The following is a 21,074-nucleotide window of genomic DNA, read 5'->3' on the forward strand; positions in this document are numbered from 1 at the left end:
GCGTAGAGTAGGCCATGTTCAAAAAACGCCTTATCCTGGCTGGCGGCGGCCATGTCCATCTGCCTGTCCTGGCCCGGCTGGCCGATTTCCGGGCGGCCGGCATCGATATCCTGTGCATCGCCCCGGGGCCGTATCTGGCCTATTCCGGCATGGGGCCGGGTCTTTTGACCGGCCGGTATACCCTGCCCGAGGTACGCTTCCCCATCGCCGCCAGACTAGCCCGGCCCGGGGGGACCTTTGTGCGCGGCACGGTGTCGGCCATCGACCCGGCCGCCCGTCGCCTTTTTCTCCGGGATGGGCGGCATTTTTCCTATGACGCGGTCAGCTTCGGCATCGGCAGCCGGGTCGTGCCGGATTTTCCGGTCGCCAGCACGCCCGGCCTACCCGGCGCGACCGTCTATCCGGTCAAACCCATTGAAAATCTACTCCTGGCCCGCCAGGAGCTCCTGGCCCGGACGGCGGCTGGCGAAACGGCGCGGGTACTGGTGGTTGGCGGCGGGGCGGCTGGTTTCGAGGTGGCGGCGGGGGTGCTGGGCCTTGCGGCCGCTGCGGGACTGGACAGAACGACGGTGGCCGTTGCCGCGCCCCGGGGCCTGCTCCCGGGCTGGCCCGAACGGGCCGTCGAGCTGGCCGGGGAGTCGCTGGCCCGGCGCGGGGCGACCGTCATCCCGGCCCGGGTAGTCGGTCTGTGCGGCCAGACGGCGCAGTTTTCCGACGCCACGGCACGCCCCTGCGACATCGTCTTCGTGGCCACCGGAACCCAGCCGCCCGGCCTTTTCACCAACTGCGGCCTGTCGGTTGGCCCGGGCGGCGGCCTGACCGTTTCGGCCTGTCTGCAAAGCCCGTTTCATCCGGAAATCTTCGGCGGCGGCGACTGCATCCACTTCGGCCCCACACCGCTCCCCAGGGCCGGGGTCTATGCCGTGCGCCAGGGGCCGGTGTTGGCCCGCAACCTGCTGGCCTTTCTCACCGGAGACCGGCTTCGGCCCTTTTGCGACACCGACCGCAACTTCCTGGCGCTCCTCAACTGCGGCGACGGCCGGGCCATCCTGCGCAAGGGGCCGTTTGTGGCCGAAGGAGCCTGGGCCATGGGGCTTAAGGATTGGATCGACCGGCGGTTTATGCGGTCGTTTCCGCTTCGGCCGTCGTCTCGCTCGCCTGGACCGGACACGGGGGGACCGCGTGGGTCGGCGCACCCACCACGGTGACCAGATCGTCCAGAATTTTCTGCTTGTAGCTTTGCACCATGGGCTCGTTGTGCATGATCATGTCGAGCTGGCGGGTGTGCATGAGCATGTAGCCGATAACAGTCAGGGCCTGCTGCATCTCCTCCTGGGGGCCGCCGCTGACCCGGGCGAAGGAGGCGTCTTCCGTCACCTCCACCACAAAGCCATGGATCTCCAGGATCTCGCCCACGAACTGGGCCCGGCGGCGACGCCGGGTATATTCCGCTGCCCCGCCCTTGAACTGGAAACTCACGTAGTTTTCCGACGGCCGGTCGCCCACCATGGCCTCCACGGTGCAGAAGTGGAACCCGAAGCGGGAACTTAAGCACATGTAATTGCTCGAAACCATGAAATAATTGCGCTCGGAAAAAGACGAATGGGAGGCCGCCTCCAGTTGCGGGTTGGTCGAGGCCTGGATAATGATCGACATCAGTCCCCGGCCGTCCACCGGCGGCGGCCCCTGCCAGGGGATGGCGATGATGCCGTCCCACAAGGCCCCGACCGGAATCGAGCAGATTTCCTCCAGCTTGACGTATTTGCCCGGCACTTCGTGGGTGAAGCCGTCGTCGAGGTTGATAAACCACCACTTCATGGCCGTGCCCTTGTACTTGAGCTGCTTGGCCGCCCGCTTGGAGAAGTGGAACTCCTGGCCGAAATTGAACATCTCGGACACGGACTTTTCGTGGCAAAACCGGGTGACGTCGTGGAGCGAAGCGCAGTTTTCCGGGGCAAAGGCCGGCACATTGGGATCGATGAGATGCAGCGGCGTGATCTGGTCCATGACCCGGCGCAAAATGGCATGCATGGGCGTGATGCGCTCCGGCGCGGGCTGGCGCTGGGCAGCGGCCTCGTCGAGCAGCTCCTGGAGCCGGCCCGGATAGACCGCCCGGCCGTCGGCATCCACCGTGACCTCGGTCTCCGGGGCCAAAAGACTGGTCGCCCCGGCCAGCCCCATGATGGACGGCACCCGAAACTCCCGGGCCACATTGGCCAGATGGCCGGCCGCGCCGCCTTTTTCCGTAATAATGGCCGAGGCCATGTCAATGACCGAGGCATAGCGCGGCGGGGCCTCGACCGCGACCAGCACGCCGCCCCGGGGAAAGCGCAGCAGGTCGGCCTCCCGGCGCACCACAAACACCGGGCCGCAGCCCGCCCCCGGACTGGCCGTCACCCCGCCCGAGGCCAGCGGCGTGCCGTACACCCGGCTCTCCCCGCCCCCGGACTGGCTTGGCAACTGCACCAGCTCCCGGCACTGCAAAAACCAGATGGCCCCGGCCCCGTCCACGGCCCATTCCACATCGACCGGCGCGCCGTACATGGCCTCCAGCGTCACGGTGGCCTCAGCCAGGGACGTGGCCGTCTCGTCGGAAATACTCGGTTCCATGGCCCGCTGGCCGGTCGTTTCGGTGCGGCACACGCCCTCCCCGGGCAGACACATAAACTCCTGGTCCTTGCGCCGGATATGGCGCTCGGACAAACGCGGCGGCGTTTCCCGGACGAACACGAACTCGTCGGTGCCAACCGAGCCGTCGACCACGGACTTGGCCAGGCCGAAGGCGCTGTGGATATGGATGGAGTCGTCGCGGATATCCAGGGGATTTCGGGAGTAGATGACCCCGCCGGCCACCGCGTCGACCATGGCCATGACGCCCACGCACATGGCCACGTCCTCATCCGGGATGCCCCGGTTGAAGCGGTAGGTCATGGCTTGCGGGCTGTACTTGCTGGCCACGATCTCCTTGTAGCACTGGAGGATGTCCTCGGGACCGACGTTGAGCTTGGAGGAAAACTGGCCGGCAAAGGTCTGCCCGGCCTCATCCTCGCCCAGGGCCGAGCTGCGCAGCGACACCGGCATCGGACGGCCAAAGGGCGCGCACAGGGTGTCGTAGGCCGCCAGAATGGCCTTGGCCACATCCTCCGGCACCGTGGTCTCGGTGATCTTGTTGCGGATCTGCGAGCTTAAGATCATCAGGTTGCGCTGATCGTCGGGACCGGCCGACTGGAGCAGACGGTAAATCTCATCCTTGAGGTCGTTGTCCCCGATGAGCCGGTGATAGGCCCTGGCTGTGATGGCGAAGCCCGGCGGCACGGGCAGTCCGGTGCGGCGCACGATCTCGCCGAGGCCGGCCATCTTGCCGCCCACCAGATCGGCCAGATCGCGCCCGGCCTTGCCCATGGGGATGACCAGATCGGCCGGGGTGTCCTGGGTGCAGGAGGCGGCCAGGCATTCGCCGATGCGCCGCTGGATGTCTTTGATGCGGTTGTAGAGTTCCGCATACCGGCCCGGGGCGATGGCGTTTAGGTGCTCGACGATCTTGTAGACATTGACCGATACGGCCGTGGAATGGGCTCGAATGAAGGCCATGCCGAAGGTGCGGCGGCCGTTTAAAGCCTCCTCCATCTCGGTCATCAGTTCCAGGGCCTTTTTGTTGGCCGTCAAGAGCAGCTTGAAATGGTGGTAGCGTTTCTTGAATTCGGTCTGTATCTGCTCTTCGGTCAGTCCCTGGGGGACATCCGACTGGCTGTCGGAAAAAAAGCTCTTCACCGCACGCGCGAGTTTGCCGAACACGTCGCCCCCGCCTGGCCGGACCGGGTCCGGGTTTCGGTTCTTGGCCTGATTGTCCTTGTATCGTTTGGGTACAAGGAAGGCAATGGAGCGCCGTTGGAAGGCCGCAGGTTCCAGACCAGGCTTTGCAGGCCGCCCGCTTTGCAGCATGGTGCGCAAAACAGATGGAGCCGCCCATGCTTTCGCCCTCGCCCCCTGCCGCCCCGGCCATGACCCCGCCCCAGCGTCTGGCCCTGGCCGCCGTTCTCCTGACCGCCATGGTCCTTTTCCAGCCGTTTGTCGTTATTGACAATCAGCTCCGGGTCGCGGCGGCGATCCTCTTGTCCATCGGCCTGTGGACCACCGGCTGGCTGCCGCCGTGGCTGACCGCCATCGTCTTTTTCACCCTGTGCATGGCCGGCAAGCTGGCTCCGGCCAGCACTGTCTTTGCCGGGTTTGCCTCCTCGGCGGTCTGGCTGGTCTTCTCCGGGGCGGTCCTGGGCGAAGCCATCCGCCACACCGGCCTGGGCGACCGGCTGGCCCGGCGGCTGGCCCCGGCCCTGACGCGCTCGTATACCCGGGCCGTGGCCGGGGTGACGCTTTTTTCCGCAGCGCTGCTCTTTGTCATGCCCTCGTCCATGGGCCGGGTCATGCTGCTGCTGCCCATCCTGGCCTCCCTGGCCGACCGGTTGGGCTACCTGCCCGGCCGCAAGGGCCGCCACGGGCTTTTCCTCGGCGGCCTGCTTGGCACCTATCTGCCCGCTACCGCCGTGCTGCCGGCCAACATTCCCAACAATGTCCTGGCCGGGGCCATGGAATCCGTACTCGGCGCAGCCCCTTCCTACGCCACCTATTTCCTGCTCCACTTCCCCATCCTCGGGGCCTTGCGCCTGGGCATCCTCATTGCCCTATTGGCCGTGCTCTACCGCGACACCCCCCGCCCCGCCGATCCGGCCACGGCCGAAGGCCCGGACCAGACCCCAGCCACCGCGCTCCAGAAACGCCTGGGGCTGGTGCTGGTCCTGGCCGTGGCCCTGTGGTCAAGCGACAGCTGGCACCACATACCGGCCGCCTGGACCGGAATGCTGGCGGCGCTGGTCTGCCTGTATCCGGGCAGCGGCCTGCTCCCGGCCAATGCCTTTGGGACGCTTCGGTTCGAGGCGATTTTTTACGTGGCCGGCATTGTGAGTCTGGGCGCGGTGGCCGACCACAGCGGCCTGGGCAGCAGTCTGGCCCGGATGGCCATTGCCGCACTGCCGCTTTCGCCCGAGGCCCCGGGATTGGCCTTCGGGCTGCTGACGGGTCTGTCCACCCTGGTGGGGCTGGCGGTAACGCTGCCCGGCGTGCCGCCGGTCATGACGCCGCTTGTGCCGGATCTGGCCGCAGCCGTCGGCTGGTCGCCTCTGGCCGTGGCCATGACCCAGGTGGTGGCGTTCTCGTCGGTGATCCTGCCCTATCAGGCCCCGCCCCTGGTGGTGGCCATCCAGGCCGGCTACGTGCCGGGCCGGGATGTGACGCGGCTGTGCCTCATAACCGCCGCCATCACCATCATTGGCCTATGGCCGCTTACGTACTGGTGGTGGCGCGTGCTTGGGATCATCGGCTAGGACGGCGGGAGCCTCCTCCCCCAGGCTGCCGGCCATGCGCCAGCCGTTTCGACCGGCGTTCTTGGCGGCGTACATGGCCGCATCGGCCAGCCGCAGCAGTTCCCCGCCGCGCACGGCGTCGTCCGGGAAAAAAGCCACCCCGACGCTGGCCCCAAGCCGGCACGTCGCCCCGCGGACCAGAAACGGCTCGCGCAGGGCCGCCACCATCTTCCCGGCGATGGCCGCCGCATGCGTCGTTTCGCCGATACCCGGGGTCAGGGCCACAAACTCGTCGCCGCCAAGCCGGGCCACGGTGTCGGAACGGCGCACGCAATGCACCAGACGCTGGGCCGCCTGGGCCAGCACCGCATCCCCTGTCTCATGGCCGTGCTGGTCGTTGACGTCCTTGAAATGGTCCAGATCGATGAAATACACGGCTGCCCGCTCATTGTGGCGCTCGGCCAGGGCAATCGTCTGGCGCAGCCGGTCCATGTACAGCGCCCGTCCGGGCAGGCCGGTCAGCCCGTCGTGCAGGGACAAACGGGTGAAAAGCTCCTCGGCCCGCTTGCGTTCGGTGATGTCGTTGACAATGCCGTCGTAGGCCACAAGCTGTCCGGCGGCATCGCGGTGCAGCACCGGGGTGTTGCGCACATGACGGATGGTGCCGTCCTTGTGGACAATGCGGTGCTCTAGCGGCCCGGCGTCCTCCCCGGCCAGCAAGCGGGCGGCATGTTCCAGCACGGCCGGCCGATCCTCCGGCGGCACCATGGTCAGCCACAAGAGCGGACTGTCGTGGTACTCCTGCGCCGTATATCCGGTCACGGCCAGACAGTTGGCCCCATGATCCGTGGCCACAGGCCGACCGTCGCGCACCACCACGGTGTAGACATAGTCCGTGACCGACTCAAGCAGCCGGCGGTATCGGTCCTCGCCCTGGCGCAAGACCCGCTCCACTTCCATATACCGCTCGCGCTCGGCCTCAAGATCGGCCACGCGCCGCTGCAAAACCCCAACCTCCAGCAGCAGGTCCTTCCGGGTCCGGGAATCGGCGTCCATGGCGCACCTCCTTGCCAGGCTCCTCCAACCTAGCCAATATCCGGTGCTTTGTCATGGCCCCGCCGCTTGCCAAGCAACTGCCCAAGGCGTACCAGCAATCCATGGCAAACCGCAGCCCTGGAGCGCACCCATGACCATCGGGTCCGAATTCGCCGACGACCTCAAACACGAAGTATTATGCGAGATGGCAGACAGCTTTTTCTCCCGCCGCTGCCGCCTCGACGAACGCCTGGAAAATTTCGAATCCCTGCGAAAACGCGTCATCAGCCGGTCCGCCCCGGCCGTCGATGCCGTCCATACCCTGCGCCGCCTGCTCCTTGACCACCCCGGGGCCGATGCCTTCCTGGCCAGTCTCGGCCTTGATCCGGCCGCCTTGCCTCCGGTCAAGCAGCTTCGTCCCATCGCCCGTCCCATGGCCCTCACCGCCGCCGGCCGCTACCGCAAGGCCGTGCGTCGCGCCTACGAGACCATGCAACGGGAAATCAAGCAATACAACGACGGCGGCTATACAGCCGACCCCAGACAGCCCGGCCGCATGATGCCCGTCCCCGGGTACGACCTCCTCCATAGCGTGGCCGAGAAGATCAACGCCGAGATCGAAGCCATCAACGCCTGCCAATCCCCCTCGGATATGCTCCGCTTCACCAAGTCCCTGGACCCCGCCGGCCTGGAACAGGCCAGCGCCTGCGGCGTTGTCGGCGACGCCTGCCGGATCAATGACGAACTGGCCTTCACGCGGCTTGACCCCGACCACTTCGGCGTGCCCCATCTGCCAACGCCGCCCGCCCCGGACGCCATGGAAGCGCTCCTCGACGAACTGGCCGACAACGTGCGCGCCAGCGACCCGAATAAAGCGGATGCCGTCTTCTTCGGATGAAGGGGGGAGAAGAGGAGGCAGAAGATGCCTCCGGCGGCGGGGGATGATCCCCCCGGACCCCTGCAACGGGAAAAGTTTTCAAAGGGTTCTTGGCGTTGGCCGGCAAGGCGGTCGGCTGTGGACCAGGGCGCGCAGTTGCCAGCACTTGACGGGAACCGCCGTCTCAAAGGCCTGAAGTGAGCCCGGGCCGCTTGCGACTCTCCCGCCCCCCTTAACCCCTGTCAGGGTGGGTCCGGGAGGGGGTTACCCCCTCCCGGCCGCCGGAGGCAGCTCTACTCTATGCCCCTCTTCACTCCTCTTCGCATCTCGTCTCTGTACACACCCCTGACGCCTGCTCCCCCTACTGGCACTGCAAGCCATTTTCCAGCATCCAGAGCCGCTTGCCGGCGATGGTCACCTGGCACAGCTTGTCCGGCCCGCACTGGACGTCTTCCGCTGTGCCCTGGGGGATGACCACAACGCCTGTCGCCCGCAGGGAGCTTAGGCCATTGTCATCGGCGGCATCGGTCATGGCCTGGGCCTTGGCCAGCAGTTCGGGAGTTTGAGCGGCCGGGTAGCCGCCGACAAACGAGCAGGGAGGAGCGCCTGCGGCCTGGGCAACAAGAGCCACTGCGCCCAGCAGGGCGGCGATGGTCAACATTCGGACGGCATGGAGCATGACAGACCTCTTTTAGGTCGTATCCTGCCTGATTTTGTGTATTCCGAAAAGGGGAGGCGCGTATCGCGGCCCCAAGCCCCCCCAGTCCAGGCCCCGGCCCTCAAACAGATAATTGAAGACATGAAAACGGAAAGTGGGTCTAATGCCTCAGCCATCCCCTCCGGCCCAAAACCGCCTTGCCTCGGGAGAGCCTCATGAGCGAACCGACCACGATGAAGCAGGAAAACGAACTCCTCCAACTCGTCACCTTCGGGATCGGCGACGAAGAATTCGGCATCGACATTCTCAAAGTGCAGGAAATCATCCGCACGATGGCCATCACGAAGGTGCCCAATTCCCCTCCCTATGTCGAAGGGGTCATCAACCTGCGGGGGAAGGTGATTCCCGTCATTGATTTACGCAGCCGATTCAACATGGACTATCATCCGCATGACAACCAGACCCGGATCATCGTCATCGAACTCCACGGAATGATTATCGGGTTTGTTGTCGACGGCGTGTCCGAAGTCCTGCGCATCCAATCGAACACGGTCGAGCCGCCGCCGCCCGTCGTTTCCGGGATAGAATCCGAATACATCAAGGGCGTGGGCAAACTCGACGACCGGTTGCTCATCCTGCTCGACCTGGACAAGCTTATCCCGGTGGAAGAATTGACCCGCTGACCTGCTCGGAAAAGACGCAACGAAAGCCCGCGCCCTCCAGACAAACGAGGACGCGGGCTTTTCCATTATGCAGGCGCGAGTGCCTTGCGCTCAGCGGGCCGCAAAAAAGCGGCGCAGCCACAGCTCCAGCATGACCAGGGCGAAAATGCGTTTGCCGTGGTCGGCCCGGCCGGCGGCGTGGGCGTCGAGTATAGCTGCGACGGCCTCGGGGCGGGCGACGTCGCGGGCAACCCGGCCGTTGGTCAGCAGATCGCCTGCAAATTCGCGCAGCGGGCCGCGGAACCAGCCGGTCACCGGCAGGCCGAAGCCGCGCTTGGACTGGTTGGCGATCCCCGGCGGCAGGCAATCGGCAAAGGCCCGGCGCAGCAGGTACTTGCCGGTCAGGCCCCGCAGCTTGAGGCGCACGGGCAGCCGGGCGGCGAAGGCGGCCAACTCCGTATCGAGCAGCGGCGAACGCCCTTCCAGGCCGCTCGCCATGGCCATGCGGTCGGCTTTGACCAGCAGGTCTCCGGGCAGATAGATGGCGGCGTCGGCAAAAAGGCTGGCGTCCAGAGCGGCGTCGGCCTTGGATGCGGCAGCCGTGTATTCGTAGAGGGCCACGGAATCGGCCGGGCCGGCAGCCTTGGCGAATTCCGGGCGCAGTAAGGCCAGGCGGTCGGTTGGCGAGAAGTACGAGCCCCAGCGCACGAGGCTGGCGGCGCGGGGAAGACTCACGGCCTGGGCCAGCCGTTTGAGGCCGGCGCGCCAGTCGGCCTCGACCGGCACATCCCCCCGGGCCGGGATTTTATCGGCCAACCAGGGGACCAGACGACGGGTCAGGATCCGGGGCAGACGGGCATAGGCATCGGCCAGGGGATCGAGCCAGTAGCGCTGGTAGCCGGCAAACATCTCATCGCCGCCGTCGCCGTTTAAGGCCACGGTGACATGCTCCCGCGTCAGCCGGCACAGGTGCCAGGCAGCCAGGGCCGAGGGATCGGCAAAGGGCATGTCCGTGGCCGCGACCACCGCTTCCATGACGCTTCGGGCCTCGTCAAAGCCGACGATAAATTCCGTGTGCCGCGTGCCAAAGCGTTCGGCCACGGCCCGGGCCTTGGGGGTTTCGCTGAAGGCTTCCTCGGCAAAGCCGATGGAAAAGGTGCGCACGGGCTGGTCGGTCAGCCCGGCCATGACAGCGGTCACAATGGCCGAGTCCACCCCGCCGGACAGATGCGCCCCAAGCGGCACATCGGCCACCAGGCGCAGGCGCACGGCCTCGGTCACCCGCTCTCGCAGTTCGGCGGCCAGGGCGTCCACAGAACCGGTCAGCTTGGGCTGGTACTCCAACCGAAAAAAGCGTTCGATATGGGTCCGGCCGTCGCGCCGCAGCAGGGTATGCCCGGCAGGCAGGCTGGCGACGCCGATAAAGCCGGTCGAAGGCTCGGGCACGTGCTGGAGCGTCAGGTAATGGGCCACGGCCTCGGCATCCAGCCGGGCGGTCACGGCCGGATGGGTGAGCACCGCCTTGGGTTCCGAGCCAAAGGCCAGACCACCCGGGATGGCGGCGTAATAGAGCGGCTTTTTGCCAAAGGGATCGCGGGCCAGAAAAAGCTCACGGCGGGCGCTGTCCCAGATGGCCAGGGCAAACATGCCGCGAAGCCGGGCCACGCAGGCCGGTCCGAGCTCCTCGTAGAGGTGGATGATGACCTCGGTGTCGCTGCGGCTGGCGAACACGTGGCCCTTGGCCAGCAGTTCCTGGCGAAGCTCCTGAAAATTGTAGATTTCGCCGTTAAAAACAATGGTCAGCGTGCGCGTTTCGTTAAAAAGCGGCTGGTCGCCGGTCACAAGGTCGATAATGGCCAGCCGGCGATGGCCCAGGGCCGCGCCGCCGCCCTGGGGAAAGGCGTCGCAAAAAAGGCCCTCGCCGTCCGGGCCGCGATGGGCCAGCCGCCCGTTCATGGCGGCCAGGATGTTGGCCAGCGTCTCGGGGCTGCCCTGGTCGGTCAAAAAGCCGCAGATGCCACACATGGCTTACGCTCCTGTCCCGGCGCAAAGCGCCGCATAGCGCTCGGCCACGCTTTGCCAGGAATACTCCCGCACCACCCGCTCCCGCCCGGCCGCGCCCATCCGGCGGCAAAGGCCTGGGTCGGCCAACAGCCGGGCCAGGGCATGAGCCAGGGCCGGCGCATCGTCGGGAGGGACCAGAAAGCCGGTCTCGCCGTCGCCAACCAGCTCCTCGTTGCCGGAAATCCGCGTGGCCACCACCGGCAGCCCCGAGGCCATGGCTTCCAGCACGGCATTGGGCATCCCCTCGTCCCGGGAGGGAAAAACAAACAGGTCAGCCCCGCCAAGCAGCCCCGGCATGGCCTCACGCGCCGCCCAACCGGCAAAGGCCACCCGGTCGGCCAGGCCCAGGCCGGCGGCCCGCTCGGCCAGTTCCGGCCGCAGCGGCCCGTCGCCGACAATGGTCAGCCGATAGTCAAGCTCGGCCGGCAGCCGGGACAGGGCGTCGAGCAGCACATCAAGGCCCTTTTGGCGCACCACCCGGCCGACGAACACCAGACGCACGGGACCGGCCGCCCCAGATTCCCCGACCGCCCCGGCCGCCCCAGATTCCCCGGCCGGCCGGAACCGCTCGGTGTCCACGCCGTTTGGGATCATCAAAATGGGCGTCTCCCCGGCCGACTGCCGGGCCAGTCCGGCCAGCCCCCGGCTGTTGGCCACGACCTGGGCGGCATGACGCCACAAAAAACGGATGAGCGGCGAGGTCACGCGGTGGTAGCCGGCCAGATCGTAGGGCTGAAACCCCGGCACATCGCCGCCGCGAAGCGACACCACATAGGGCACGCCGCAAAGCACCTTGAGCAGCCAGGCGGCCGGGCCACAGGGGATGCCGAAAAAGCAGATGCAGGCATCGGCCTTGAACTGCCGCTGCATGACCGGCAGAGCCAGCCCGGCGCTGGCCAGAAACGTGAGCATCTCCAGCGGAGAACAGTGGTCGGCATGTCGCCGCACAGCCGCAACGCGCCACAGCTCGTAGCCGTCCACAACCTCCCGCTTCGCCTGCCCGGCAAAGGCGGCCGTCACCACCCGCACCCGGTGCCCCAAGGAGGCCAGCTCCCGGGCCATGTTGGCCGTGGCATTCCCCGCCCCGCCGCCTATGGGCGGATATTCGTAGTTGAGGAGGAGGAGATGGAGAGAAGACAGAATGCGAGAGGGGAACCCTTTTTGGGAAAAAGGGTTTCCCTCTCGCGCTCTCCCTTCCCCAAAACTTTCAATGGGGGTGTCGGCGGCGTTGGTTCCACTCATGCGCGGTCACCCCCAGTCGGGGGGGTCCGGGGGGACGCAGTCCCCCCGGTGGGGTGGTCCAGGAGGGGCAACGCCCCTCCTGGCCGCCGGAGGCACACCAACGTCGCCTGGATAATATTTAGCATATCAGGATCGCGGTCCTGAAAGTCGGGGTGGAGGCGGTCGGCTATGGCGGCAAAGCCGTCTTCGTCGCGCTCGTAATCAAGGACCGAGACGTCAAAACCGGCCTGGGCCAGGGCGCCGGCATGGTCGTCGTAGCGCCAGCGGGGCAGATCGCCGGGGTTTAGAAACCAGTTCCAGGTCCGCTTGGAATAGAGCAGGAACTGGAAGGGATATTTGAAGAAATGGTCGCGGTAATCGACCCGGTGGACCATGACCCCGCCCGGAGCCAGCAGCCGGGCCAGATCAGCAAAAAGGGCCTGGGTATCGGCCACGTGCTCCAGGACCGAATTGGACACGATGATGTCGGCCGAGGCATCGGGCAGGCCGGCCAGGGTGGCGACCCGGCGCACCACGGAAAATTTCACGCTGGGATGGCGGATGACCTGGGCCTCCAGGTGCTTGGCGTCCAGGCCCACGTCGTGGAGGGCATAGGGCTCGTGGCAGACAACCGAGGCCGCGCCCCTGGCGGCCAGGGCGTAGCCGGCACCATTGGCCGAGCCGCAACCGATCTCGATCACACGCTTGCCCGCCACGTCCACCCCCAGGCGGCCAAGGTCGGCGGCGTAGGCTGTGGCAATGGCGGTCGGGTCGGTCACGCCCTGGTTGACCCGGTAGTATGGCAGCCGGCTGCCCCAGGCGGCCAGCCGCTTTTCCGTGAAAAAAAACCGGCGCAGCACCCGAAGGCCCGCATATTCAATGCTGTCAAAGTGCAAGACGGCCTCCCCCCAGGTCCATATGGCGAAGGACCCAGCAATTCCAGAGAAACAGGCGATGATCGGCCCGGCCGGCCCGGTGCTGGGCGATGCGGGCCTCGATGGCGGTCGTGTTGAGGCCGGCTTCCAGCGGCGAAGCCGGTCCCATGGGCAATGCACCACCGGCCAGCCAGCGGCCGATGGGCACGCCGAAGCCCTGCTTTTTGCGGTAGATGATGCTCGACGGCAAGACTGCTTCCAGGGCCTTTTTGAGAATGTATTTGGTGATGCCCCGATGATACTTAAGCCCGGCCGGAATGGTGCGCACGTAATCGACCAGCTCGATGTCCAAAAACGGGGCGCGCACTTCCAGGGAATGCATCATGCCGGCCCGGTCGGTTTTGACCAGGATGTCGTCTTGCAGATAGAGCCGGGTGTAAAATTCCATGGTGCGGTCGATCATATCCGTGGACCGGCAGGACTCATAGATCTCGATCGCCTCACTGTAGAGGTCTTCTGGATCCACGGGTTCGGCGAACACGTCGGCGATCTCTTCCGGGGCCAGCGGCCCGAGCCAGACCGGATTCCACAAGGGCTTGGGCTGGGACAGGCCGCGCAGGAAGCGGTTTATTTTAAAACTGGCGGCCATGTAGCCGTGACCGACCGGCAGCCGGGCCGCCAAGAGGGCCAGGGCCTGGTGGATGGGCCGGGGCGTCAGCCGGCTGTACCATTCGGCCGCCCGCACGGCCCGGAAGGGATCGTAGCCGGCAAAGAGTTCGTCGGCACCGTCGCCGCCCAGGGCCACCGTGACGTGCCGGCGGGTCTCGCGGCACAAAAGCGCCGTGGGAATAAGCGACACATCGCCCATGGGTTCGTCCAGGCGGCCAACGATCTCCGGCATGAGGGCGAGCGCCGTTTCCAGGGTGAGCCGGGCCGTATGGCGGGGAACACCCAACGCCTCGGCGGCTTCCCGGCTCTTGGCCGATTCGTCAAAGGCCGGATCGTCAAAGCCAATGGAAAAGGCGCGGATGCCGCTGTCGTGGCGGGCGGCCAGGGCGGTGACGGCCGAGGAGTCGACCCCGCCGGACAGGAAAATGCCGAGCGGCACGTCGGACATGAGCCGCCGGGCCACGGCCGCCTCCAAAAGCTCCAGAACGCGCCCGGCCACGGCCGCCTGGGGGGCCTGGGCCAGCCGCTGGTCCGGCTCCAGGCGAAACGTCCACCACCGGCGCGGCTGCGCCTTCGGATCGTCCACGTCCAGGAGCAGATTGCAGCCGCCAGGGAGCTTATGCGTGCCGACGTACAGGGCGTTTGGGGCCGGAATGAATCCGTAGGCGAAATATTTGCGCAGACTGGCGCGGGACACGGCCCGGTCGGCCAGCTTCGGATGGGCCATGAGGCTCGACAGTTCCGAGGAAAAGGCAAAAAATCCCCCACCCGCAGCATAAAAAAAAGGCTTTTTGCCGAAGCGGTCGCGGGAGCAGAAGAGCTGTCCCCGGGCCGTATCGTAGAGGGCGAAGGCCCACATGCCGTTTAGGCGTTCGGGCAGGCCTTCGCCCCACTCCCGCCAGCCGTGGAGGAGAATCTCAGTGTCGCTGTGGTCCGAGACGAAGCGGTGGCCCCGGGCGGAAAGCTCCCGGCGCAGTTCGAGATGGTTATAAATCTCGCCGTTGTAGGTGACGACCAGCTGTCCATCGGCCGTGGCCATGGGCTGGGCTCCGCCTTCCAGGTCGATGATGGCCAGCCGGCGATGAGCCAGATAGACCCCGCGCCGGGCATCCATAAAACGCCCTTCCCCGTCCGGACCGCGCCGGGCCAGGGCCGCATTCATGGCGGCCAGCTCCCCTGCCCCGCCTGGGCCAATGAAACCGCAGATGCCGCACACGACAAGGCCTATTCCTTGCAGTTTCGGGTGCAGTCAACAATGTAGGTCGGCTTGTCCTGCGACTCGTGGTAGGTGCGCATCAAGATTTCCGCAATAAGGCCCATAAAGATGGCCATGATGCCGATAAGCATAAACATGACCACGCCAAGCGGCAGCGGCGTTTCTATGAAGCTCTTATTGAGAAAGAACTTGCAATAGAGCATAAAGAAAAAGAAGAACATGGAAACGGCAATACTGGCTAGGCCGAAGCCGCCAAAGAGGTACATGGGTTTCTGGGCGTACTTGTCCATGAACTTGACGGTCATGAGATCGAGGATGACCTTGATGGTCCGCTCCATACCGTACTTGGATTCGCCGTGAATACGCGGATGGTGGGTGACGCCCACTTCGGTCACCCGCGCTCCCTGCCAAGCGGCATGGATGGGAATGAACCGGTGCATCTCGCCGTAGAGCTTGACCCCCTTGATGATGTCGCGGCGATAGGCCTTAAGCGAACAGCCGTAGTCGTGGAGATGCACACCGGAAATAAACGAGATGAGCCAGTTGGCCATTCTGCTTGGCAGATTGCGCTTGATGGGATTGTCTTTGCGATCCTTGCGCCAGCCTGAAACGACGTCAAAGCCCTCGTCGAGCTTGGCCAGGAGCTTGGGGATGTCGGCCGGATCGTTTTGCAGATCACCGTCCATGGGGATAAGAATATGCCCCCGGGCCATGTCGATGCCGGCCATCATGGCCGGGGTCTGGCCGAAATTGCGCCGCAGATGGACCACGCGCACCCGGTCGTCGCGCGCGGCCAGGGCGTCGATGCGCTCCCGGGTGGCGTCGGCCGAGCCGTCATTGACCAGAATGATCTCGTAGGGCTGGCCCAGGGTGGGCATGATGGCGTCGAGCTTGGTGTAAAGCGGCTCGATATTATCCTGCTCATTATAAAGCGGGATGATGATGGAAAGCATATGCGGCATGGTTCCCGCCGTGTTGTGGAGGTTACAGGCTCAGGGACGGCGTGCGGTGGCCCGTCAGGGCGGGGTGCCCGCGTCGGGTCGCACATCCACAAGGCGCACCCCCGGCTCGGGGCTGGTATAGGGAAAATTCGCGCCGTCGAGAAGGGCGAAATTGCCGGGCTGACCGGCCAGCTCCCGGATGTGCGCGTCAAAGGGGGCGAAAAGCGGCCCCCGGGTCATGGCCGCCGGGGTCAGATCAGCTTCGCGCACCACCATGTACGACACGCCGTAGGCTCGGGCGAATTCCCGTACCACGCTGGCATCCTTGGCATAGTAGGCTTCGGCCTGATGGGCCAGACGGGGCAGCATGACCTTCCAGGCCCCGACACTCCAGGGATGGGCCAACTCGAAGGAGGCCACCACGTTTCGCCGGCCAAAGGTCAGCACATTGTCCATATCCTTGGCATTGCCGGCCAGGACAGCGTCCTTGGGCAGGGCGGCGAGGGCGGCAAAAAGCGGCGCATCAACCCGGTAGTCGTACAGCCCGACGCCAGTAAGCCGCCAGGACCCTAGGGCCACAGCCGCCAGGACCAAGGCGGCGGCCATGCCCCGGCGGGCCAGCAAACCGGCCAGGGCGTGGCGCAGGCACACGGCCAGGGCCAGGGCGTAGAGCAGATTGATGGTGTAGGAGATGTAGCGGTCCGGCACGAACAGGACCAGGGCAATGGCCCGGGCCAGAAGGTAGAGGCCAAGCGACCCGGCCAGGAGCATGGCCGCCGGCCGGGCCTTGGCGGCCAGATCCCGCCAGGGCGCGCGGCGCGCCCCGAAGACGAGGATGGGGGCCAGGACAATGAGGCTCACGATGCCCGGCACAAGGCCCCATTCGAGAAACAGGCCGATGCTCTCAAAAGGCCAATAGATCAAATCAAAAAACGGATTGGGCAGCGGAAAAAGTTCCAGACGTCCGGCAGCGGTGAATTCCGCGCCAGCGGCCAGGGCGGCCCGCCCGACCAGGGGGCCGTAGCCCTGGGCGGTCATAGACTGATTCATGGCATAGACCGCCATGCCTGCCGCCGCCAGGACCAGACCATGGACCGGCCGGGACGGAAACGGGGCCGCCGGCCGATCGGTCAGCCGGGCCAGCAAGGCATCCAGGCAGGCGCAGCCGGCGCACAGGATGGCGATGTAGGGAATAACGGCGGCTTCCAGCAGCAGCACCCAGGCCATACCCCGGCCGGACCGGCGCATCCAGGCCAGGAGAAAAAGGGCCAGCAGCGGCCCGGCAAACCCCCGGGACAGGCCGCCGGAGATGTTCTTGAGAAAATAGGGCATGAGCCAGGCCATGGACGCGGCAAACCAGCCCAGCACCGGCCCTTCGAGAGTCGCGCCCAGGCCGAACAGGGCCAGGGCCAAAACGAGGAAAAGCCCCCCGGTCAGCAGCTTGGAAAAGACAATGGGATCCAGGCCAAAACCGGCCGCTGCCGCAAAGTACAGGGCCTTGACCCCGGCCGGCACATAGGCGGCGGCATAGGCGGACAGGAAGTCGGGCGGATACAGGGCAGGATCAAGCCAACGGGCCATCCAGAAGAGCTGCTGGCGCACGTCGTCGTTGACGACATACGGCGAGGCCAGCCCCAGCCTGTGGGCCACGGCGTAGACAACCAGGGTGCACAGGGAGACCAGCAGCCAATCCGAGCGACGGATCGGCCGATCAGACAGCCCGGTCATAGAGACGGAACACCTTGTAGCGTTCGCCGCCAAAATCCATCAGCGTCTTGTTCCACTGGTCCAGGGATTCCGGGATAAGCGAACAGTCGCAGTATTCCATATTCGGATGATTATTGAGGAAATTGACGATGATATTGATGATGATGGCGTGGTGGAGCCGCTTCCACTGATGGGTCCGGGACACGCCCATGATGATCGCCCGGCAGTGGGTCAACGGTTTGACCCGGCAGTCCCAGAGCAGTTGGAGCTTTTGCCACAGCCCGAACTTGCCGTTGAATTTTTTGACCGAGCGGTTCATGTCCGGCGACACCACGGCAAAGGCCACAATCTCGTCGCCGTCGAGGATCATGCTCTCCAGATCCGGACGCACCAGCGGCTGCAGCGTGACGAACAGGTCCTCGTACTGGCGGTCGGTCAGCGGCACATGGCCCCAGTTCTTGCTCCAGATGTCGTTAAAAAGCTCTTTGATCTGGGGGCCGCGCTTGGCGAATTCCTTGCGGGGGATGGGCTGTATGGTACACTTCTGACGGGCCAGGATGGAATCGCGCAGCTTGGCCAGCTTGACCGCATCCATGCCGGGCTTGCGGCTGATGCGGTAGGCATACCAGTCGTAGGTCTTGGCAAAACCCCAGTTCGTAACGAGCGTTTCGTAATACGGCGGATTGTGGGTCTGCATCATGGACGGCGGCGAATCAAAGCCTTCGACCAAAAGCCCTACTTCGTCGTAAATCCCAAAGCACAGCGGCCCGTGGATACGAATCTTGCCGTGGCCGCGCACCCAGGCCGCCGCAGCCTCAAAGAGGGCGTTGGCCGTCTCCTGGTTGTTCTCGGACTCGAAAAAACCGAAAAACCCGGTTTCCGAATCATGGTACTGCTCGTAAAGGCCGTTGGTGTGCGCCGAAATGCGCCCCACCACCACGCCGCCACGGCGGGCCAGATAGTACTCGGCCTGACCGAACTCAAAAAACGGACCTTTCTCCCGATCCAGGAAATCCCGCTGCATGGGAATGAGCGGCGGCACCCACATGGGATCGTTGCGATAGATTTCCCAGGGGAAACGGATAAAGGCGTCGAGGTCAGCTGCGGAGCCGACAGCCTCGATCACGAGGGGAGCATGCATCATGGAACCTACTTACCGGGCTGAATGGTGATCTGACCTTTGAGACCTTCTTTCAGCTCGGCATCCGGGTTCGGAATGGTCAGCTCGATCTCGTAATACGACGGCTGCTGCAAGGCGGCCGGGATGGGCGCCCAGGGAATACGCGACACCGACGCAGCAAATTTTTTGCCGGGGATGGAATCGAACGTCACCACTGCCGCTTCGCCGTCCTTGAGCTTCTGGGCCTCGATCTCGTGGACCTGGGCCCGAATGATCATGGGGTTGAGCGAACCGACCTGAAACAGTTCCGCTTCCTTGGCCAGTTTGACCCCGGCGCGCAGTTCCGGGTTCATCCACATGACGAAACCGTCGTTGGGGGCCTTGATGATGCCGTCTTTGGGCACCTTGCCAACGCCAACGCCTTTGCCGAAGTGGTCCTCGGCCAGTTCCACCCGGTCGCCGAGGAGGTCCCGGGCCAGGGACAATTGCTCGCTGACGGCCGCCTTGTCTTTCCGATAAACGTCGATTTCCTTGGCGTTCATGGACATGGCCTGCTGCGAGGTCATGTTGCGCTGGCTCATGGCCTCCAACTCGCGGCCCTTGGCGGTGAGGCGGTCGATTTCCTTGTCGGCCACGGCCAGCTTGTGTTCGAGATCCTTGATGTTGGCCGGCGAGAGCTTGGTCTTCTCATCCATCCGGGTTTCCAGCGGGATCTCGTAGGTGGCCAGGACGTCGCCGCGCTTGACCTTCTGCCCGATCTGCCCGGAAAGGCTTAGGATTTTGGCATTGTACGGCAGGAAGACCGAGAGTTTGACCGGGCTGTAGAGCTTGCCGGAAAAGGTGATTTCCGCAGGCCGGAACGAGGCCCGCTCAGCGGTTTCCGCCTGGGGAGCCGGCGTGGCCGGAGCCTGGGCCAGGGTGGCGCAAGGTCCGGCCAACACAAGACCGGCCGCCAGAAGCGCGGCACGAAGTATCATGTTAGATGCTCTCCATAACTGTGGCATTGATGTAGCGATCCTGGAACTCACCCGAAATAGAGCGAACTTCGAGCATGGCCGAGTCGCGTTCGTACTGTTTGACCAGCAGGCTCTGCTTGCTGTCCAGGTACGCGCCCATGGCCGTGACAATCGCGTCGTATTCCACCTGGCCGGAATCAAAGCGGAACTGGGCCTGCTGCACGGTGAGCTTTTGCAGTTCCACCGAGGATTCGGCAAACTTGACTTCGGAAACAGCCGAACGCAGCTTGGCCAGCGCCTGCTGGAACTGGCTCATGAGCGAGAATTCCAGGTTGCGGCCTTCCACGTTCATCTGGGCCATCTTTTTGTACTGCCGGCTGACGTCACGTCCCTTTGTCCACCAGTCGAAGGGGAAATTGAGCGTCAGGTTGGGATACATGAAGGGCAGGGTCGAGGTGTCTTCTTTGTAGCTGGTGTTGTTCAGCGTGGACACCGAGGTGAAGCCAAAAGAGAACGTCGGCAGGAAGTGGATGTAGGACAGGGAGATGTTCTTTTTCTGCAAAGCCTTTTCGTATTCATGGATACGAAGGGCAAAGGAATGCTTCTTGAGTTTCTCGTCGGTGATGGTGGACGGATTGAAATCCTCAAGCACCTGCGACGGGGCATTGGCGAGCGACAGTTCGACCTTCTGGACAAAAGGCACGCCCAAAATGAACTTCAATTCGTCCAGAAGCACGGACTTGTTGGTGCGCATTTTTTCGGCTTCGGTGCGGGCCAGATTGACCTTGGTCTCGGCGATGCGCACATCCAGCTGGGCGCCCTGGCCAAGCCCGGCGCGGGTCTTGACGTATTCGAGATTTTTAAGCGCCAGATCTTCTTTTTCCTTGGCCATGCTGATCATGGCATCGGTCACGCCGAGCTGGAGATAGTTGGTCCCCAGACGCTTGAGGCCCTGATCAATGACCTTGAGGTGGGACAGAACGGCAATATTGGCCATTTCCTTTTTGGCCTGGACATCAAAAGCGGTCAGCAGCGGGTTCCAGGCCCCGGTGGAAAAGTTCAGGTCGTATTTCTTGCGGTTGCGGTTGGAGGAGTTGCCGGCATAGACGGCGTTGGCCGCCGAAATGGAGTTGGCCAGGTTCTGGGTCGCTTCCGAGGAAGCATTTTCCAGCACGGAGGAGTAGGCCGAGGGCGCGACGGCGTTTTTATACTCCGGCAGGCGCAGGTAAAACGTCGTGCTCATGACGATGGTCGGGATATACTGGGAATAGGCGTCCCCGACATCGAGCCGCTTGGACTCGATTTCGATGGAACTTTTGGTCAGAAGCGGCGACTGGGCCAGGGTCACGCGCACACACTCGTTGAAATCGGCCGGAGACTTGAGCTGGGTGGATCCAAGAGCCAAGGAGCCGGCGGCCTTGGAAAAACTGGGGGCCGGGTCGTCAGCGGCCGGCGCAGCCGGCGCAGCGGCAGCCGGGGCCTTGGGCTCCGAAGCGGCCGGGGCAACGCCGCCCTTGACCTTATCCTTGGTGTAGCGGTCGCCGGGCGCAGCAAAGCCCGACACCGCACTCCCGAACAGCACGGCGCACACGACTGCGACGGTAAAAAGACGCATCACCCCCGCCGCGCTCACGCAGCCCGCGACATCCCCCCCGGACGCCGACACCCCCTGCCGAAAGGACAGTTTCCTGGCCATGCGCTCCTCCCCGTCGAGCG

At 64.8% G+C, this 21,074-nt stretch carries 16 protein-coding genes; 4 read left to right on the forward strand and 12 right to left on the reverse strand.

Annotated features, from left to right (window positions below; genetic code table 11):
- The first annotated feature begins 14 nt into the window (after positions 1 to 14).
- Complete coding sequence (locus NY78_RS15080; RefSeq protein ID WP_043637674.1) at positions 15 to 1,208, forward strand: NAD(P)/FAD-dependent oxidoreductase; 1,194 nt, start codon at positions 15 to 17, stop codon at positions 1,206 to 1,208.
- Here the strand turns inward: NY78_RS15080 and NY78_RS15085 are convergent.
- On the reverse strand, positions 1,120 to 3,795 hold the full coding sequence (locus NY78_RS15085) for a PEP/pyruvate-binding domain-containing protein (RefSeq protein ID WP_043637813.1): 2,676 nt from the start codon (positions 3,793 to 3,795) through the stop codon (positions 1,120 to 1,122). The genes NY78_RS15080 and NY78_RS15085 overlap by 89 nt on opposite strands.
- Positions 3,796 to 3,968: 173 nt before the next feature.
- On the opposite strand from NY78_RS15085, the gene NY78_RS15090 reads away from it, so the two are divergent.
- Positions 3,969 to 5,378, forward strand: a complete 1,410-nt coding sequence (locus NY78_RS15090; RefSeq protein WP_053062239.1) for an SLC13 family permease — start codon at positions 3,969 to 3,971, stop codon at positions 5,376 to 5,378.
- On the opposite strand, the gene NY78_RS15095 is transcribed toward NY78_RS15090, so the two are convergent.
- Positions 5,328 to 6,413, reverse strand: a complete 1,086-nt coding sequence (locus NY78_RS15095) for a sensor domain-containing diguanylate cyclase (RefSeq protein ID WP_047960220.1) — start codon at positions 6,411 to 6,413, stop codon at positions 5,328 to 5,330. The genes NY78_RS15090 and NY78_RS15095 overlap by 51 nt on opposite strands.
- A 130-nt stretch (positions 6,414 to 6,543) precedes the next feature.
- Between NY78_RS15095 and NY78_RS15100 the strand changes: the two genes are divergently transcribed.
- Complete coding sequence (locus NY78_RS15100) at positions 6,544 to 7,290, forward strand: hypothetical protein (protein ID WP_043637676.1); 747 nt, start codon at positions 6,544 to 6,546, stop codon at positions 7,288 to 7,290.
- Between the two features lie 340 nt (positions 7,291 to 7,630).
- Here the strand turns inward: NY78_RS15100 and NY78_RS15105 are convergent, their stop codons facing one another.
- Positions 7,631 to 7,948 (reverse strand): hypothetical protein, encoded by a 318-nt coding sequence (locus NY78_RS15105; RefSeq protein ID WP_043637678.1) that lies wholly within the window; start codon positions 7,946 to 7,948, stop codon positions 7,631 to 7,633.
- 194 nt (positions 7,949 to 8,142) lie between these two features.
- On the opposite strand from NY78_RS15105, the gene NY78_RS15110 reads away from it, so the two are divergent.
- Entirely contained in the window at positions 8,143 to 8,610 is a 468-nt protein-coding gene (locus tag NY78_RS15110) for a chemotaxis protein CheW (protein ID WP_043637680.1), read from the forward strand.
- Positions 8,611 to 8,700: 90 nt separating this feature from the next.
- Here NY78_RS15110 and asnB (NY78_RS15115) read toward each other — a convergent pair whose 3' ends face one another.
- The 9 genes from asnB (NY78_RS15115) to NY78_RS15155 are packed head-to-tail and all read right to left on the reverse strand — an operon-like array spanning position 8,701 to position 21,054.
- Complete coding sequence (gene asnB / locus NY78_RS15115) at positions 8,701 to 10,614, reverse strand: asparagine synthase (glutamine-hydrolyzing) (protein WP_043637682.1); 1,914 nt, start codon at positions 10,612 to 10,614, stop codon at positions 8,701 to 8,703.
- Positions 10,615 to 10,617: 3 nt separating this feature from the next.
- Positions 10,618 to 11,895 carry a glycosyltransferase family 4 protein gene (locus tag NY78_RS15120; RefSeq protein WP_043637683.1) on the reverse strand — a complete coding sequence of 426 codons (1,278 nt, stop codon included), beginning with the start codon at positions 11,893 to 11,895 and terminating at the stop codon, positions 10,618 to 10,620.
- Positions 11,892 to 12,770, reverse strand: a complete 879-nt coding sequence (locus NY78_RS15125) for a class I SAM-dependent methyltransferase (protein WP_043637685.1) — start codon at positions 12,768 to 12,770, stop codon at positions 11,892 to 11,894. The genes NY78_RS15120 and NY78_RS15125 overlap by 4 nt, the downstream gene beginning before the upstream one ends.
- Positions 12,760 to 14,634, reverse strand: a complete 1,875-nt coding sequence (gene asnB / locus NY78_RS15130) for an asparagine synthase (glutamine-hydrolyzing) (RefSeq protein WP_043637688.1) — start codon at positions 14,632 to 14,634, stop codon at positions 12,760 to 12,762. The genes NY78_RS15125 and asnB (NY78_RS15130) overlap by 11 nt, the downstream gene beginning before the upstream one ends.
- An 8-nt stretch (positions 14,635 to 14,642) precedes the next feature.
- Positions 14,643 to 15,596 (reverse strand): glycosyltransferase family 2 protein, encoded by a 954-nt coding sequence (locus tag NY78_RS15135; protein WP_043637690.1) that lies wholly within the window; start codon positions 15,594 to 15,596, stop codon positions 14,643 to 14,645.
- 54 nt (positions 15,597 to 15,650) lie between these two features.
- Positions 15,651 to 17,303, reverse strand: coding sequence for a hypothetical protein (locus NY78_RS15140; protein ID WP_043637693.1), 1,653 nt, complete (start codon positions 17,301 to 17,303; stop codon positions 15,651 to 15,653).
- On the reverse strand, positions 17,287 to 18,426 hold the full coding sequence (locus NY78_RS15145) for a hypothetical protein (RefSeq protein ID WP_043637695.1): 1,140 nt from the start codon (positions 18,424 to 18,426) through the stop codon (positions 17,287 to 17,289). The genes NY78_RS15140 and NY78_RS15145 overlap by 17 nt, the downstream gene beginning before the upstream one ends.
- Before the next feature lie 5 nt (positions 18,427 to 18,431).
- Complete coding sequence (locus NY78_RS15150) at positions 18,432 to 19,379, reverse strand: efflux RND transporter periplasmic adaptor subunit (protein ID WP_043637697.1); 948 nt, start codon at positions 19,377 to 19,379, stop codon at positions 18,432 to 18,434.
- Between the two features lies 1 nt (position 19,380).
- Positions 19,381 to 21,054, reverse strand: a complete 1,674-nt coding sequence (locus NY78_RS15155; RefSeq protein WP_043637700.1) for a TolC family protein — start codon at positions 21,052 to 21,054, stop codon at positions 19,381 to 19,383.
- Positions 21,055 to 21,074 lie beyond the last annotated feature (20 nt).

Origin of the sequence: Desulfovibrio sp. TomC (assembly GCF_000801335.2) — a bacterium.
GTDB lineage: Bacteria > Desulfobacterota > Desulfovibrionia > Desulfovibrionales > Desulfovibrionaceae > Solidesulfovibrio.